General features: G+C 69.4%; 11 protein-coding genes. 6 read left to right on the top strand and 5 right to left on the bottom strand.

All coding sequences use genetic code 11. The features are described 5' to 3' along the window. Window positions 1-33 precede the first annotated feature (33 nt). Together RBS60_RS00055 and pta are read right to left on the bottom strand one after the other, a co-directional pair. Entirely contained in the window at window positions 34-1,185 is a 1,152-nt protein-coding gene (locus tag RBS60_RS00055) for an acetate kinase (protein WP_307955476.1), read from the bottom strand. Window positions 1,186-1,194: 9 nt separating this feature from the next. Beyond that, window positions 1,195-3,330, bottom strand: a complete 2,136-nt coding sequence (gene pta, locus RBS60_RS00050; protein ID WP_307955475.1) for a phosphate acetyltransferase — start codon at window positions 3,328-3,330, stop codon at window positions 1,195-1,197. Between the two features lie 200 nt (window positions 3,331-3,530). Here pta and RBS60_RS00045 point away from each other — a divergent pair, with 200 nt between their 5' ends. From RBS60_RS00045 to RBS60_RS00025, 5 genes are all read left to right on the top strand, one after another. Next, on the top strand, window positions 3,531-3,992 hold the full coding sequence (locus tag RBS60_RS00045; protein ID WP_307955474.1) for a hotdog fold thioesterase: 462 nt from the start codon (window positions 3,531-3,533) through the stop codon (window positions 3,990-3,992). Between the two features lie 205 nt (window positions 3,993-4,197). Beyond that, window positions 4,198-5,469: a phenylacetate--CoA ligase PaaK gene (gene paaK, locus RBS60_RS00040; protein ID WP_307955971.1), complete on the top strand. Its 1,272-nt coding sequence runs from the start codon at window positions 4,198-4,200 to the stop codon at window positions 5,467-5,469. Between the two features lie 22 nt (window positions 5,470-5,491). Continuing rightward, entirely contained in the window at window positions 5,492-6,148 is a 657-nt protein-coding gene (locus tag RBS60_RS00035; protein ID WP_307955473.1) for a TetR/AcrR family transcriptional regulator, read from the top strand. A gap of 155 nt (window positions 6,149-6,303) precedes the next feature. Next, window positions 6,304-8,007, top strand: coding sequence for an alkaline phosphatase family protein (locus tag RBS60_RS00030; RefSeq protein WP_307955472.1), 1,704 nt, complete (start codon window positions 6,304-6,306; stop codon window positions 8,005-8,007). Window positions 8,008-8,164: 157 nt separating this feature from the next. Beyond that, window positions 8,165-8,998 (top strand): DUF427 domain-containing protein, encoded by an 834-nt coding sequence (locus RBS60_RS00025; RefSeq protein ID WP_307955471.1) that lies wholly within the window; start codon window positions 8,165-8,167, stop codon window positions 8,996-8,998. A gap of 269 nt (window positions 8,999-9,267) precedes the next feature. On the opposite strand, the gene RBS60_RS00020 is transcribed toward RBS60_RS00025, so the two are convergent. The 3 genes from RBS60_RS00020 to RBS60_RS00010 are packed head-to-tail and all read right to left on the bottom strand — an operon-like array spanning window position 9,268 to window position 13,384. Next, window positions 9,268-10,458, bottom strand: coding sequence for a mannitol-1-phosphate 5-dehydrogenase (locus RBS60_RS00020; protein ID WP_307955470.1), 1,191 nt, complete (start codon window positions 10,456-10,458; stop codon window positions 9,268-9,270). Further along, complete coding sequence (locus RBS60_RS00015; RefSeq protein ID WP_307955469.1) at window positions 10,455-12,461, bottom strand: PTS mannitol transporter subunit IICBA; 2,007 nt, start codon at window positions 12,459-12,461, stop codon at window positions 10,455-10,457. Before RBS60_RS00015 ends, RBS60_RS00020 begins: the two co-directional genes overlap by 4 nt. 53 nt (window positions 12,462-12,514) lie before the next feature. After that, window positions 12,515-13,384, bottom strand: a complete 870-nt coding sequence (locus tag RBS60_RS00010) for a TetR/AcrR family transcriptional regulator (protein ID WP_307955468.1) — start codon at window positions 13,382-13,384, stop codon at window positions 12,515-12,517. Window positions 13,385-13,553: 169 nt separating this feature from the next. Between RBS60_RS00010 and RBS60_RS00005 the strand changes: the two genes are divergently transcribed. Then, entirely contained in the window at window positions 13,554-15,269 is a 1,716-nt protein-coding gene (locus tag RBS60_RS00005; protein WP_307955467.1) for a putative PEP-binding protein, read from the top strand. The last annotated feature ends 2 nt before the right edge of the window (window positions 15,270-15,271 follow it).

Genomic DNA, 15,271 nt, shown 5'->3' with positions numbered 1-15,271 from the left:
GATCTCGTGTGGGCTGTGTCTCTCCCCTCGACGCTAGCCGCGCGCCGCAACGCGCACGACGGCGGCCGTCGCCTCCGCGATCGCGCGCTCCTCGTCGGTGGGAACCACCAGCAGCGGAATGGCCGATTCAGGGGCCGAGACCGTGCGCGGATCCTTGGATCGCACGGCGTTGAGGTCGTCGTCGAGCACCACGCCGAGCGCCCCGAGCCGGGCAGCGACCCGGGCACGGAACGGCGCGGAGTTCTCCCCGATCCCGGCCGTGAACACGATGGCCGCGGCCCCGCCGACGGCCACGTGGTAGCCGCCGATGTACTTCGCCAGCCGGTAGGACGCGACGTCGAGCGCGATCGCCGCGTGCCGGTCCCCCGCATCCGCGGCCTCGACGACGGTGCGCATGTCGTTCGACCCCGCGAGCGCCGCAAGCCCGGACTCGCGGTTCAGCAGATGGTCGATCTCGTCCGCGGAGTGTCCCTGGCGGACGAGGAACACGAGAATCGACGGATCGAGGTCCCCCGATCGCGTGCCCATGACGAGGCCCTCGAGCGGCGTGAACCCCATCGACGTGTCGATACTCTTCCCGCCCTGCACGGCGGTCGCGGAAACCCCGTTGCCGAGGTGGAGCACGACGCCGTCGAACTCCTCGGGCGCGACGCCGAGGAACGCGGCAGCACGCCCCGCGACGTACTGGTGCGAGGTCCCATGGAAGCCGTAGCGACGGATCCCGTGGTGGGTGTAGAGCCAGTCCGGCACCGCGTAGCGCCAGGCGTGCTCGGGAAGCGTGCGGTGGTAGGCGGTGTCGAACACGGCAACCTGTGGCATGTCCGGCCACTTCGAGGCGATCGCGCGCAGACCCAGGACGTTCGCGGGGTTGTGGAGCGGAGCTAGCGGGTTGAGCCGCTCGATCGCCCGGATGATCTCGTTGTCCACGAGGACCGGCTCGCCGAAGCGCTCGCCGCCGTGGACCACGCGGTGCCCCACCGCATCGATGCGCCGGTCGCCGAGCACGGCGGCGAGCGCGGCGTCGAGGTCGCTGAGGGCCTTCGCGTGGTCGGCGGGACCGCCGTCGAACCCGATCCGCTCGACGACGCCCTCGGTGAGCACCGCCGACTCCGGCTCGGCCGCGTCGACGTCCCGCAGCTGGTACTTGAGGGACGAGGACCCGGAGTTGATGACGAGGACGAGCATGCGTGGCTCCTAGTTCTCCTGCGCGGTCGGCTGCGGGTTCTGCTGCGGGTTCTGCTGCGCTGTGTTCTGCTGCGCGGTCTGCTGCGCCTGGATCGCGGTGATGGCCACCGTGTTGACGATGTCCTCGACCGTGCATCCACGCGACAGGTCGTTGACGGGCTTGCGCAGTCCCTGGAGCACGGGCCCGACGGCCACGGCGCCCGCCGACTGCTGGACCGCCTTGTAGGTGTTGTTGCCCGTGTTGAGGTCCGGGAAGATGAACACGGTCGCCTGCCCGGCCACATCCGAACCCGGGAGCTTGGAGGCAGCGATCGAGGCGTCCACCGCGGCGTCGTACTGGATCGGGCCCTCGACGGCCAGGTCCGGCCGCCGTCCGCGCACGAGCTCGGTCGCCCGGCGCACCTTGTCGACCGACTCGCCGGTGCCCGACCCCCCAGTCGAGTAGGAGAGCATCGCCACCCGCGGCTTGACCCCGAACTGGGCTGCCGTCTCGGCCGAGGCCAGTGCGATGTCAGCGAGCTGTGCCTCGTCCGGGTCCGGGTTGACGGCGCAGTCGCCGTAGACCAGCACGCGGTCCGCGAGGAGCATGAGGAACACCGACGAGACGATCTTCACTCCGGGCACGGTCTTGACGAACTCGAGCGCGGGCCGGATGGTGTGGGCGGTCGTGTGCGCGGCACCGGAGACCATTCCGTCAACGATCCCGAGCTGGACCATCATCGTGCCGAAATAGCTCACGTCGAGCATGACCTCGAGGGCCTTCGCGAGGTCCACGCCGCGGTGGGCGCGCAGCCGCGCGTACTCCTCGGCGAAGCGCTCGCGCAGCGGCGAGAGTGCCGGATTGACCACGTCGATCCCGGTCAGCGAGACGCCGTTCGCTGCGGCGATCTCGCGGACCTCGGCCTCGCTCCCGAGAAGGGTCAGATCGCACACGTCGCGGCGCCGGAGGATCTCGGCCGCCCTCAGGATGCGCACGTCCGTGCCCTCGGGGAGCACGATCCGCTTGCGCTGGGCGCGGGCGCGGCCGATCAGCTCATGGAGGAACCGCAACGGCGTCATCGTGTCGGGGCGAGGCAGATTGAGTCGCTCCACGAGTTCGTCGTCGTCCACGTGCTGGGACCAGGCGCCGAGCGCGGAGGCGACCTTGCGGCGGTGTCCCGTCCAGATCTCGCTGCGGACCTCGGAGACGCCCCGCGCCGCATGGTACGTGTCCTCGTCATAGACGAAGACCGGGAACGGCGCCTGGGCGAGGAGCGGCAGCACGTGCGGGTCCGGAGGGAGGCCCCCGGTGAGCATCATGGCGGCCGGGACGGGGAACTCCGGGGAGAACGTCGAGGCGAGTGCTCCCACCATGACATCGGCCCTGTCCCCCGGCACGATCACGAGATCACCGCTCTCGAGCGCACCGATGAAGTTGGCCACGCTCATCGCGGCGACCTTCACCCCGCTGACCTCGCGCTCCATGTCCGCGCTCCCGGCGATCTGGCGGAGCCGAAGCGCCCCCGAGACCTCACCCGTCGTGGGGCGGGAGATCTCGGTGAGCTCGGGCAGGACGTAGACGGGCCGGTGGGAGAGGCCTGGCCGGATGACCGCATGGATCTGGTCGATGTGCTCGGGATCCGCGCGGTTGACCATCATGACGAGCAGGCTGCAGTGCGCGGCGTAGAGCTCCTTGCGGGCCACGTCGACGGCATCGGCGATCTCCTCGGGCGTGCGGTCACGCCCGCTCACGACGGCGATCACGGGGCACCCGAGGTCGTTGGCGAGCCGCGCGTTGAGCGCGAACTCGACCGCGGAATCCTGTCCGGTGAGGTCAGTGCCCTCGACGACGACGATGTCCACGTGGGTCGCGATCTCGGCGAACACCTCGACGCAGCGGGAGTCAATCTCCTCGCGCTGGCCCTCGGCGAGGAGCCGGCGCACCTCGCGCGCGGTCAGGCCGCCGCGGCACACGTCCGGCGCGAGGTGGAACCGCGAGCGCATGAGCGCGACCATGGGGTCCTCATCCGGGCTCTCGCCCAGCACGACGGGCTTGAAGAACCCGATCCGGCCGGTGCGCGTGTGGAGGGCCTCGGCCACGCCGAGTGCGATCAGCGACTTGCCGGATCCCGGGGTCGTCGCGCTGACATAGATGCCTCGTGCCATGTGGGCTCCTGGTGATCTCGGTGCCGCCGGACTGCTCGCTCCAGTCTCTCAGGTGTTGCGCACGACGGCGCGCGTAACGTGCCGCTCTCGGGCAACCGCCCGCGCGAGTCGTCTCACGCCACGGTGTGCGCCTTGACACATCGGGGCCTGATGGGATTACCTAATGAACATTCGGTAAATAATTGCGAGAGGTGCCACCTATGAGCGAAGTTGCTCCCGCCCACACGCTTGCCCACCCGATCCTCACCGACGACTTCGCGACGGAGTGGATGGGCCTGAAGGTCCTGGAACTGGGCGACGGCACCGCGACCGTCTCCGCGACGCTCCGCCGGGAGATGCTCAACGGCTTCGGGATCGCCCACGGGGGGATGCTCTTCGCGATCGCCGACTCGGCCTTCGCGCTCGCGTGCAACCCGCACGCCCCCGCCGAGGACCACAACACCATCACCGTTGCCGCAGGCGTGGACGTGAACTTCCTGGCACCCGCCCACGAGGGCGAGACCATCACAGCTGTCGCCGCCCAGCGTGCCCAGGCTGGCCGCAGCGGCGTGTACGACGTGCAGGTCTTCGCCTCGCCGGCAGGAACCGCGCACACCGCCGATGCCCCCGGCCGCCTCGTCGCCGAGTTCCGGGGCCGCTCCCGCACCATCCCCAGGCGCTAGCCCACTGAAACCGCAGCGCTAGCCCACCGAACCCGCAACGGCGCCCACCCGCCGTCGTCCGCGAGACGCCCAGCCAGCACCAGACACATCCGAACCAGACAACGAAGTGAGCATCCCCTTGACCCAGACCGCTTCCGCCCCTGAGACCCCGACGTCCTCGGTGACCCCGGCGTTCGGCCCCGCCATCCTCGACGCCGAGGAGACGATGAGCCGCGACGAGATCGAGGCCCTCCAGCTGACCCGCCTGAAGGAGACCGTCAAGTACGCGTACGAACGCGTGCCGCACTACACGCGCAAGTTCGACGCGGCCGGCGTGCGCCCCGAGGACCTCAAGGAGCTCGACGACCTCGCCAAGTTCCCCTACACGACGAAGGAGGACCTCCGCGAGGAGTACCCCTTCGGGATGTTCGCTGTGCCGATGAACGAGGTGACCCGCATCCACGCCTCCTCGGGCACGACGGGCCGCCCCACCGTGGTCGGCTACACGCGGCAGGACCTCGACAACTGGGCCTCGATCGTGGCCCGCTGCTTCCGCGCCGCGGGCGTACGCCCGGGCATGAAGGTCCACAACGCGTACGGCTACGGCCTCTTCACGGGCGGCCTCGGCGCCCACTCCGGCATCGAGAAGCTCGGCGCGACCGTCATCCCGATGTCCGGCGGCCAGACCGAGAAGCAGATACAGCTCATCGAGGACTTTGCCCCGGACGCGATCTGCTGCACGCCCACCTACCTCCTCACCATCGGTGACGCGATGAGGCACAAGGGCATCGACCCGCGCAAGACTTCCCTCAAGTACGCCGTGCTCGGCGCCGAGCCGTGGACCAACGAGATGCGCACGGAGCTCGAGGAGATGTTCGACCTCAAGGCGTCCGACATCTACGGCCTCTCCGAGGTCATGGGCCCGGGCGTGGCCGGCGAGTCCGTCGAGACACAGGACGGCTCCCACATCTGGGAGGACCACTTCCGCCCGGAGATCGTGGACCCGTTCGACCTGGCCAAGACGATGTCCGACGGCGAGACGGGCGAGCTTGTCTTCACCTCCCTGACCAAGCAGGCCCTGCCGATCATCCGGTACCGCACCAAGGACCTCTCCACGCTGCTCCCGGGCACCGCGCGTCCGGGCCACCGCCGCATGGGCCGCATCTCGGGCCGCACGGACGACATGATCATCCTGCGCGGGGTGAACCTGTTCCCGTCGCAGATCGAAGAGATCGCCCTGCGGATCCCCGAGCTGAGCCCGCACTTCCAGCTCATCCTCACGCGCCCCGAGGGGCATCGCATGGACTCGCTCACGGTCAAGATCGAGCCCCGCGACGGCACGACCCCGGAGCAGCGCCAGGCCGCCGGCGCAACGCTGCGCCAGCAGATCAAGATCCACGTCGGGTCCTCGTGTGTGATCGATGTCGTGGAGCCCGGCTCGCTCGAGCGCTCGAACGGCAAGCTCCGCCGCATCTACGACCTGCGCAGTCAGGCGTAGGCACCCGCCTAGACTGTCCCCCATGCCCACGACCACAACAGATGCCGACGGACGCGTGCCGTCCGGTCCAACGCCGTCCGGAAACGTGCCGTCCGGACGGCGGGGGCGCCCGGGCTACGACCAGCAGTCCGTGCTGAATGTGGCGGTCGAAGTCTTCAACCGCCACGGCTACGACGCGACCTCGATGGGGATCCTCGCCGAGAACCTGGGCATCTCGAAGTCGGCGATCTACCACCACGTGCCCTCCAAGGAGGACTTGCTCTCCCTCGCGCTCGAGCAGGCGCTCGGTGGTCTCGAGTCCGTGTGGGAGGCGCCCGCCTCGCAGTCCGGGACCGCCGAGGAGCGGCTCGAGTTCGTGGTCCGCTCCACGGTGGGCGTGCTGGTGGACAGGCTGCCTTTCGTCACCCTGCTCCTGCGCGTGCGCGGGAACACCGAGACGGAACGGGCTGCCCTCGAGCGCAGGCGCGGGTTCGACCGCAAGGTCGCCGGGCTCATCGACGAGGCGCGCGCCGAGGGGACGGTGCGCACCGACATCGACCCGCGCACGGTCGCTCGCCTCCTCTTCGGCACGATCAACTCGATCGTCGAGTGGTACCGGCCCGGCGGCTCCCTCACCCCGCAGCGGCTCGCGGACGACGTCGTGACCGTCCTCTTCGACGGTCTCCACACGCGCAACTGAGGCTCACAGCCTCCTCACAGAAAAAATGAACGTTGGCTGAATTGATCGGCAAATAGGGCTTCTCGGGCTGCGCGTGGCCTTAGGGTCAATGCGGGGATTCATGTAAACACTCGCACCCTCGGGGTCACCATCCGCCTCGAGAAAGCACACCGCCGATGTCGAAGTTCAGCATCCGTGCCGCGGCAGCAACGAGCGCGTTCGCGCTCACAGCTGCCACGGTTGGAGGGGCCGTCGCTGCCCTGCCCGCGCAGGCCGCGTCGTCTACAGCCACACCCATCAAGCATGTCGTCGTGATCTTCGGGGAGAACGTCTCGTTCGACCACTACTTCGCGACCTACCCGAACGCCGCCAACACCGCCGGTGAGAGGGTCCAGGGAACGGGAACCGCGGCGTCGTCCTTCACGGCCGCCGCCAACACGCCCAAGAACATCAACACGCTCGAGAACGCGAACCTGCTCGCGCCGAACAACCCCAACTCGGTCCAGCCCGCGCGCCTCTCGCCCGCCCAGGCCGTGACGTGTGACCAGAACCACGAGTACACCGCCGAGCAGAAGGCCTACAACGGCGGCCTCATGAACAAGTTCGTCGAGAACACGAGCACGGACACGTGCAAGGCTCCCCTGTACTCCGCGCCCGGCCTCACCATGGACTACTACGACGGCAACACCGTCACGGGCCTCTGGAACTACGCCCAGCACTTCGCGATGAGCGACAACAGCTTCAGCGACACGTTCGGGCCGTCCACGCCGGGCGCGCTCAACCTTGTGGCTGGTCAGACCCACGGCGTCACGAGCGTCGATGCGTTCACGGGCAAGCCGACCGCCACCCCTGACCCCTACACGGTCAAGTCCCCGAACGCCGCCGGCGTCGGCACCATGACCGAGGACCCGGATCCGGCCTTCGACGACTGCTCGGACAACAGCCACGCCAAGTCCTTCGCGCTCGCATCGATGAGCGGCAAGAACGTCGGCGACCTGCTCAACGATAAGAACGTCTCGTGGGGCTGGTTCCAGGGCGGCTTCACGCCGAACGGCACCAAGAAGATCGGCGGCACCGACTACGCGCAGTGCACCACCGCGCACGCGAACATCGTCGGCGGCTCCCGGATCGACTACAACCCGCACCACGAGCCGTTCCAGTACTACGCGTCGACGTCGAACCCCCACCACCTCGCCCCGGCGAGCGACGCCGAGATCGGCCACAACGGCCGGGCCAACCACCAGTACGACCTGACGTCGTTCGACAAGGTGGTCAACTCGGACAACATGCCGGCCGTGTCGTTCCTCAAGGCGCCGAACTACCAGGACGGGCACGCCGCGTACTCCGACCCGATCGACGAGCAGAAGTTCGTGGTCGAGCAGATCAACGCGATCCAGAAGTCGCAAAACTGGGACTCCACCGCGATCGTCCTCGCCTACGATGACTCCGACGGCTGGTACGACCACGTCGCGACGAAGGTCCTCAACGCGTCGAACGACCCGAAGGAAGACGCCGCGTGGTGCATGGATGCCGCGAAGGCAGGCGCGCCAATCCTCAATGGCTACGCCGACCGCTGCGGCCCCGGCCCGCGCCAGCCGCTCCTCGTGGTCTCGCCGTTCGCGAAGCGCAACTTCGTCGACCACACGGTCACGCAGCAGTCCTCGATCCTGCGCTTCGTCGAGGACAACTGGGGCCTCGGCCGCCTCGGCGACGGTTCGTTCGACTCGATCGCCGGCTCGCTGGGGAACATGTTCAACTTCAACGCACAGCCCCGCCACGACGGCCTGATCCTCGACCCGACGACGGGTACCGTGGTCCAGCCCGCCTACTGTGCCGGCAACAACGGCCTGCACCTCGGCCAGGGCGGCTCCTGCAGCTAGCCCGGCCCGTCGCCAGCCTCTGGCCGGCTGAGCGCCACGTACAACCGCCCCTGGCGGGCATGACCGCTGGTTTCGACCGGCTGTCATGCCCCTCAGGGGCGGTTGTGCATTGTGGGCGGGGCTTGCTACCTTCCGCGCGCAGGCACAGGCTGGCCCTATGGCCGTCAGGATTTCCCATGAACTCAAGCGCCTCGGGCCGCAGCTGAGGTACGAGCCCACCCCGAAGCGCCTGCGCGCGCGATTCGGCGACGCTCCCGTGCTCGACTCGCGGCGCGCCGTCGTCCTCTGGGAACCCGAGCGGTACCTGCCGGTCCACGCGGTACCCGAGGACGACGTCGTCGCGCGCCTTGAGCCACTCGGCGCGGAGTCCGGTCCGGCCCCGCATCTTCCGGGGCCGGCGAGCTCGCGCTACCCCTTCTCGCCGCACACCGCCGACGGCGAGCCGCTCACGGTCGTCGTTGGCGGCACCGACGGCGCCCGCCTGCCGGACGCGGCCTTCCGTCTGGCCGACCCGGATCTGGCCGGCTATGTCGCCTTCGATACAGACGCCTTCACATGGTTCGAGGAGGCCGAGCCGGTGATCGGGCATCCGAGGGACCCGTTCAGCCGGATCGACATGCGTGCGACCGGGGTACGGATGCGCGTCTCGCTCGACGGCGTGGTGCTCGCGGAGTCGTCCGAAACCGTGCGGCTCTTCGAGGGCCGGCTGCCGCCGCGAACGTACTTCCGCCCCGAGGACGTCGTCTGGGACCGCCTCGAGCCGGACCCGCTGCGCACCATCTGCCCGTACAAAGGCGTGGCCGTGTACTGGTCGGCCCCGGGCCTCGGAGACGGCAGACCTTTGGCCTGGAGCTATGGCGCCGGCGCGCCTGGCCTCCCCGGGTTCCCCGAAATGGCTCAGATCCACGGCCGTATCGCCTTCTTCGACGAGCGTGTCGACACCGAGGCCGACGGCGCCGCCGTGCCCCGGCCCCAGACGTCATGGACCTAGGGGCTCGCGTAGAGACCGTCGACTCAGTTACGGCAAACGTTGCCATCGTCTTGGCATCTCACGCGGTCGCACCTATAGTCGAAAACGTGACCTGCATCTCAATGACGCGATGCAGGTTTTCTTCTGCCCCCTTGCAGCTGGCGGCGTGGCACCCCCGCCGAACCGATGCGGGGTCACCGCCCAACGATGCGGGGTCACCTCTCACCCGAGAGGTGACCCCGCATCCGCGAGAGGTGACCCCCCACCGGAAGCGAAGCCCAGGGGCGCGGTCAGACGGGCTGCGCGGCGCGTGCCTCCTTGACGACCGTGACGACCGCGTCGTGCAGCGGATGGTCCGCGCCGAGGCCGGTGAGCTCCTCAGCCAGTGCGGCATCGGTCGAATCCCCGCCGAGCATCGCCTGAAGGCGCATGGCTTCCTCGTCGTCGGGCACATCGAAGGCGAGGGCCGCCCCCATCGCCTCGAGCAGCGCATCGGCGGGCATCCCGCGCTCGGCCAGTTCCGCGGCAGGGCCCACGAACCGCTCGTGCCGCGAGAGCTTGCGCAAGGGCGCACGGCCCACGCGCTCCACGGTGTCCGGCAGTTCAGGGTTCGCGAAGCGGCCGAGGATCTTCTCGACGTACGCCTGCTGCTGCTCTGGGGCAAAGCCGTACTTTGCGACGAGGAGGGCCTTCGTCTCGGCCAGGACCGCCTCGACCTTGGCGTGGACCTCGGGCAGCGCGAGCGCGTCGGAGATCTTCTCCGCGCCAGCACGCCTCCCGAAGTAGGCCGACGACGCGTGTCCCGTGTTGACGGTGAAGAGCTTGCGCTCGATGTACGGCCCGAGTGAGTCGACCCACGTGACGCCGGGGATCTCGGGGGCATCGTCCCCGAACGGTCCCTGCTCGATCGCCCACTCGAAGTATGGCTCGACCCGGACGTCGATGCCTTGCCCCGGAGCCTGGGCGGGCACGATCCGGTCCACCGCAGTGTTGGCGAAGACGGCGCGCGCGTCCACGGCGTCGTCGTCGAGCCCCTCCTCCGAGGCCGCGGCGCGGACCGAGGCCTCGAGGATGTCCGTCGCGTTGATCGCGTTCTCGCACGCCATGACCGCGAGCGGGCCGGCGGCCGCCGGACGGGCGGCGATGCCGCGGGCGATGGCCGGGGCCACGAACTTGAGGATGTTGGGCCCCACGGCCGTGGTCACGATGTCCGCATCTGCGATCCGGTCAACGAGCTCGGCCTCGTTCGTGGCCGAGTTCACGCCCACGTAGCCGTCCACGACATGGTCGACGCCGCCCTCGCCCACCTCGTGCACGGTGTACGACGGCGTCGCGTTGATCGCGTCGATGAGCGGGGCCGCGACGTCTGCGAACACGAGTCGGTAGCCGGCGTTGTGCAGGAGCAGCCCCACGAAGCCGCGGCCGATGTTGCCGGCCCCGAAGTGTACGGCCGTCCTGGACGCCCCGGAAACCTCACTCATGCGTTGACCTTCCCGAGGATGTCGAGGATCTCGTCGACCGTCGCGGCGGATTCGAGCTGCGCCACCTGCTCCTTGTCGCCGAAGACCTTCGCGATCTTGGCCAGGATGCCGAGGTGCTCCTTGCCCTTGCCCGCGATCCCCACGACGAACTTCACCGGCTTGCCGTTCCAGTCGATCGGCTGCGCGTACCGGGCGAACGTGACGGCCGAGGACTGGATGTGGTCCTTGGCCTCGTTCGTGCCGTGCGGGATGGCGAGGAAGTTGCCCATATAGGTCGAGACGGACCGCTCGCGCTCGTGCATCGACGCGATGTAGGCGTCGTCGACTGCGCCGGCATCCTTCAGGAGCCTTCCCGCCTCGTCGATGGCACCGGACATGTCACCCGCGGCGCCGGCCAGGACGACCGACTCACGCCGCAGCACCTGTGCCGGGCGCGTGGTACCCGCGGCGGGCGCGGTCACGGCGTCGGCTGCGGGCGACGGCGCGACGTCACCGGCCGTAGGCGCTTCGCCGTACCCGTTGGCGGCCTGCTCGTCCAGCAGCGCGACGATCTCGTCGTACTTCGGGCTGCCCATGAAGTTGTCGACCGTCACGAGTTGGGCGCTCGGCGTCTTCTGCCCGGCGCGCAGGGCGAGGTCCTGGTGGACCACGACCAGATCGTACGTGTCGGTGAGGTTCGCGATGGCGGCATTCGTGACCTTCACATCGCCATGGCCGGCGGCCTTGATCTTGTTGCGGAGCACCGAGGCCCCCATCGCGGAGGAGCCCATGCCGGCATCGCACGCGAACACGATGTTCTTGATGTCGGTGGCGAGTGCAACGCCGCCCGCCGTCCCACCGCCGACAAGCAGGCTCGAGGCCATGGACTTCTTGCCCTTCATGCCCTCCATCTGCGTCGTGGCGGCGGCAAGGTCGCCCTCGCCCTTGTCCTTGGACGTGCGCAGGATGACCGAGGCGATGACGAATGAAACGGTGCAGGCGAGAAGCACCGAAAGGATCACGCCGAAGTAGCTACCCCTCGCCGTCTGGGCCAGGACCGCGAGTATCGAGCCCGGAGCAGCAGGCGCCACGAGACCGGACTGGGTGATCGCGAGGGTAGCGATGCCCGTCATGCCGCCCCCGATCGTGGCGAGGATGAGGATCGGCTTCATGAGCACGTACGGGAAGTAGATCTCGTGGATCCCGCCGAGGAAGTGGATGATCGCGGCGCCAGGCGCGGACGCCTTCGCGGCCCCCTTGCCGAAGAAGGAGTAGGCGAGCAGGACGCCGAGGCCCGGGCCGGGATTCGCCTCGAGGAGGAACAGGATGGACTTGCCCGAGTCGAGGGACTGCTGAATACCGAGCGGCGTCAGGACGCCGTGGTTGATGGCGTTGTTGAGGAACAGGACCTTGGCCGGCTCGATGAGGATCGAGGTAAGCGGCAGGAGATTGCTGTCGACGAGGAAGTGGACCCCGTCACTCGCCCTTTCCGTCAGGTACACGACGACCGGGCTGATCGCGTAGAAGCCCACGAGCGCGAGCAGCGCGCCCCAGATGCCGGCCGAGAAGTTGTTGATGAGCATCTCGAAGCCGGGCCTGATCTTGTGCGTCCAGATGGCGTCGAGCTTCTTCATGGTCCAGCCGCCGAGAGGACCCATGATCATCGCACCGATGAACATGGGGATGCCCGCGCCGATGATGACGCCCATGGTCCCGATGGCCCCGACGACGCCGCCGCGGACGTCGTAGACGGCCTTGCCGCCCGTGTAGGCGATGAGCAGGGGAAGGAGGTAAGTGATCATCGGCCCGACGAGCCCGACATAGGGCACGCCGGCCGCATCCTTCCCGAACCCGCCGAGGGCTCCGATCGGGATGTAGCCCTTCTCGATGAAGAGGGCGGTAATGAGGCCCCAGGCGATGAACGCGCCGATGTTCGGCATGATCATGCCTGAGAGGAAGGTACCGAATCTCTGCACCCCGGCGCGGGCCGTGTGCAGGCGCGACGGCGCTGCTGTGGTCGACATGGAGATCCTGCTTTCGTTTCAGGACGCAGCGCGCGGCTGCGGGGATGGAAAGGTCAGCCCGTCTGTTCTGGATCGAGCGGCTGGTCCGGCGCGACGGCGGGCGTCGTCGAGAGCCGGTGGAGCCATTCCAGGAAGAGCTTCATCTCGGTCCCGGACAGCTGGTCCGGATGCGAGGACTGGAGTGTCGCGTTGAGGGCGATGGCGGCAGCCACGTAGCTCGGCTGCCCGTCCCCTCCGGCCGACGCTCCGGCGTGAGGTGTATCGACGATGCTGGGGTCTATGAGTACCGAACGCAGCACCGCGTTACGGGTCTGGGTCGATAGGGGCGAGGCGACGAGGGCCTTGACGCGTGCCTCCGCCGATTGCCTGGTCCCGGCCGCAACGGGGGTCTCGGAGCTCTCGGCGATGAGCATGAGGGTCACTCCGATGTTGGACGCGAGGACGGCCCTCGCTGCCTCGCCGGGTGGAACGGCGAGCTGTCCTGCGACGGCGAGGCGGCTGAGCTCCTTCTCGAGGAGCCGCTCGGCTTCCACGACGACGGCGGGCCGCAGCCCTGTTCCCGCGCCGAACATGAGCACGTAGAGCTGCTCGTGCGTCACGCCGAATTCGACGTGGACGTCCCAGAGCCCCTTGATGTCATGGATCGGCGATTCGGACCGCTCGATGCTTCCTTCGCGGCCCATGAATTCCTCGAACCCCCGCGCCACGACGGCCCCCATGAGGCCGTCCTTGTCGCCGAAGTGGTGGTACAGCGTGGGTGCCGTCACGCCCGCTCGCTCGGTGATCTGCCGAGTCGAGACGGGGCTTCCACCGGAATCGGCCACGAGGTCGAGGGCCGCCCGGAGGATGCGCTCCCTCGGGGAGGGGGCCGGGGTCGGTGGACCCTGGGCCTCTCCTGCGAGGTCCGTCACATCGTCACGCATGGCCGCTAGCGTAACGGATATAGCATTGCTACACAAGAAGCCTTAGTGATGCGTATCACTTCGACTCGGGGATCATGTTCTGCTTGGTATAGCAATGCTATAGGCGCTAAGGTAACCGAAATCACTCCGAACCACCACGGCTGCGGAGGCCCTCCCCGAAAGGACTCTTATGGATCAGTTTCACGGTGTCGGTGTGACTCCGGGGCGGGTTGTGGGGCGGGTGCGGCAGATGCCGGCGCCGGTGTCGGAGCCTGGTGTGGGGTCGGGTCTGGGCGCGGGTGCGTCGGTGGAGGGTGAGGGCGAGCGGATCCGGGCGGCGTCCAGGGCCGTCCAGTCGGCCCTGAAGGCCCGTGCCGCGGCGGCGTCGGGGGACGCGAGGGGCGTGCTGGAGGCCACTGCCCTGATGGCCGCGGACCCGGTGCTGGTCAAGGGCGCCGTTAAGCTGCTGGACCCGGGCGCCGACGGCGGGGGCCGGTCGGCGGAGCGGGCCGTGTGGGAGTCCGGGGCGGCGGTGGCGGCGAAGCTGAAGTCCCTGGGCGGGTACATGGCCGAGCGGGCCGCGGACGTCCTGGACGTCCGGGCCCGGATCGTCGCGGAGCTGAGGGGCCTGCCAGCCCCGGGGATCCCGGCCTCGGAGGAGCCGTTCGTGCTGGCCGCGCACGACCTGGCCCCGGCGGACACGGCCACCCTGGACCCGGGAAGGGTCATCGCCCTGATCACCTCCGGCGGGGGCCCGCAGTCCCACACCGCGATCCTGGCCCGGTCCCTGGGCCTGCCCGCGGTCGTGGCCGCGCCCGGGGTCGAGGGCATCCCGGACGGGACCGAGGTCTACGTCGACGGCGCCGCCGGGACCGTCGCGACCTCCCCGGGCGCCCCGGAGCGGGACGCCGCGGCGGCGTGGGCGGTGGCCGCCGCGGCCCTGGCCGGCGGGTTCGCCGGGGCCAACCGGCTCGCGGACGGGCACCCCGTGCCACTGCTGGCCAACGTCGCCACCGGGGCGGACGCGGCCAAGGCCGCCGCGGCCGGGGCGGAGGGCGTGGGCCTGCTGCGCACCGAGTTCTGCTTCCTGGACCGGGACACCGAGCCCTCCCACGCCGAGCAGGTCGCCGCCTACACCGCGGTCTTCGCCCAGTTCCCCGGGAAGAAGGTCGTCATCCGCACCCTGGACGCCGGCGCGGACAAGCCCCTGCCCTTCCTGACCAACACCGAGGAGCCCAACCCCGCCCTCGGGGTGCGCGGGTACCGCACCGACTGGACGAGCCCGGGCGTCCTGGCCCGCCAGCTCGCCGCGATCGCCCACGCCGCCGCACAGAGCGAGGCCGAGGTCTGGGTCATGGCCCCCATGATCGCCACCACCGAGGAGGCCGCGCACTTCACGGCGCTGGCGAAGGACGCCGGGCTGCCCACCGCAGGGGTCATGGTCGAGGTCCCCTCCGCGGCCCTGACCGCCGGGCACATCCTGGCCCGCACGGACTTCGCGTCCCTGGGCACCAACGACCTCACCCAGTACGCCATGGCCGCGGACCGCATGCTCGGGCCCCTGGCCCACCTCAACGACCCCTGGCAGCCCGCCGTCCTGCACCTGATCAAGGCCACCTGCGACGGCGCCGCCGCCGCCACCGCCGCCACCGGCACCCCCAAACCCGTCGGGGTCTGCGGGGAAGCCGCCGCAGACCCCGCCCTGGCAGCCGTCCTGGTCGGACTCGGCGTCACCACCCTGTCCATGTCCCCCCGCGCCCTCACCGCCGTCAACCGCGTCCTGGCCACCATCACCCTCCACCAGGCCCAGACCCTCGCCGAGGCGGCCCTCACCGCCCCCGACGCCCACACCGCCCGCACCGGCGCCCGCTCACACCTGCCCATCCTGAACGAACTCGGCCTCTGACC

Origin of the sequence: Sinomonas sp. ASV486 (assembly GCF_030908215.1) — a bacterium.
GTDB lineage: Bacteria > Actinomycetota > Actinomycetes > Actinomycetales > Micrococcaceae > Sinomonas > Sinomonas puerhi.
The sequence above is the reverse complement of the archived record's forward strand: the minus strand, read 5'-3'. Positions and strand labels throughout refer to the sequence as shown.